The 1,768-nt window shown below is 67.4% G+C and carries 2 protein-coding genes; both read right to left on the bottom strand.

Annotation, left to right across the window (positions count from 1 at the left end; all coding sequences use genetic code 11):
- Positions 1-168: 168 nt before the first annotated feature.
- Positions 169-783, bottom strand: a complete 615-nt coding sequence (locus K2Z83_RS30320) for a methyltransferase (RefSeq protein WP_220598519.1) — start codon at positions 781-783, stop codon at positions 169-171.
- Positions 780-1,208: a hypothetical protein gene (locus K2Z83_RS28305; protein WP_220598518.1), complete on the bottom strand. Its 429-nt coding sequence runs from the start codon at positions 1,206-1,208 to the stop codon at positions 780-782. The genes K2Z83_RS30320 and K2Z83_RS28305 overlap by 4 nt, the downstream gene beginning before the upstream one ends.
- Positions 1,209-1,768: the final 560 nt, after the last annotated feature.

The following is a 1,768-nucleotide window of genomic DNA, read 5'->3' as shown; positions in this document are numbered from 1 at the left end:
TAACAAAGAGTTTTTGACGCCTGTGTACAAAAGGCGGTAAACAGCGATGGCCAACCTGGCATAATGTTCGTTCTAATCGGTCAGCAGTGGGTGAAGTCGCAGTAGTGAATTCCTCACTATTTCGATGATGCTCCAATTGATGGGGCAGAACTGAGGAGTTCGAGGGGACTACCACACTCCCGGCAGCACCTGCCACCGCACCCGCTGCGCGTAGCGCTGGTACTGCACATCCTGGCCGAGCAGCGCCTCCTCGCGCTGGATGCGCGTGATCTGCACGGCCAGCCAGATGACGGCCACGAGCCCGTTCCACCACGAGGCGTAGGAGAGCAGAAAGCCGCCCACGATCGGCAGGTAGGCGGCATAGATCGGGTGCCGGACGACGCGGTAGAGCCGGCGGGTCTGCAGGCCACGGTGCGCCGGCTCTATGCCGAAGCTTCGGCCCAGCGAGAGGATCGCCGCCGTCGCGAGCAGGCTTCCAAGCACGACCAGCACAAGTCCGACGCCGGTGACGGGTGCCGCGGTCGCGCGCATGGCGAGCGGGAGCAGTGTGCCGGCCCATGCGAGCAGGAGGTCGGTTCGCGAGCTTCCCCGGCCGGTGGCCGGACGATGCAGGAGAGTCAGGGCGAAGATCGCGATGTGCTGCACGCCGAAGAGCAGCGACACCAGGCTGCCGGCGAGCGCTGCCTCCAGGTGGGCTTTGACCAGGGCGGTCATCACGATCAGCAGCGCCAGGTCGGTGACCGACAGAGCAGGGCGTGTCCAGCGCCATTCGCGCCGCCTCACGAAGCTTCCTGCCACCACACCTGGGATGGCTGGCGCTGCGCCTCGGTCGCCGGCAGTGGTGGGTCGGCGTTGAAGATTGTCTCGACGACGAGCGCCAGCTCGCTGCGCGGGACGCGCACCAGCACCTCGCCGGCGCCGTCAGCCAGCGGCAGGCGCTCGATCCGCACTGACTCCCGCAGCTCCAGGTGTCCCTCGACCAGCACCCGGCTGCCGGCGCCGAATTGCTGCGCGACGCTGGCAACCCGTGCGGCGCCGACGACCTCCATAGCGATCCGGGTTGTCTCAATGATCGGCTGCCCGGCGAACAGCAGCGTCCGGGCGGCGCAGAGTGTGCTCACCGCGTAGACAATCCCATCGTCGCGCATGTGGCGCTCCAGGTCGCGGCTCAGATGGCCGATCATCAGCACCCGGCAAAGGTCCGCCATTGGCTCAATCTCCTCGAAACGCCACAAAGCACAGCTTGAAATGTCTCGTGCTGCTCTATCGGCTATCGGCTATCGGGCTATCGGCTATGTGTACGCAGGCTGAGCACATAGCACAGATATCGATCCTGCCCGAATCGCGTCACAACGCCTCGAACGGTGTTCCAGGCGACGCTGACCGCCGGCCTTCACCCAGGCCGACCGCGAGCCGCCGCCGGCCCCGCCGCGCGCGGGGCCGCTCTTCCCGGAGGACGACGATGCCGGCTAGCACGGGTTGGCCCCGTCGCGGCCACGCTTCGGCCACGTTTTGGCCACGGAATGGCCACGTTTGGGGCGGTTCCGCCCGCCCTGATGCTGGCGCGCTGCCGTGGCCCGCGGCGGCGGGCGAGATCAATGGTGCGCAGCCTCCCTTCCTTTCCGACCTTCCCTGGAGCTCCCCCATGCACCGCTCCGGCGACCTGACCAACCTGCTGCTCGGCCTGGCCTGGTACGGCGAGCTGTCGAGCGACCACGCCCGCCGCCTGTGGGCGCCCGACGACCGCAGCGATTTCGGCGTGCGCGCC

Source organism: Oscillochloris sp. ZM17-4, from assembly GCF_019599295.1.
Classification (GTDB): Bacteria; Chloroflexota; Chloroflexia; order Chloroflexales; family Chloroflexaceae; genus Oscillochloris.
Note: the sequence above shows the minus strand (reverse complement) of the source record. Positions and strands in the feature narration are given on the sequence as shown.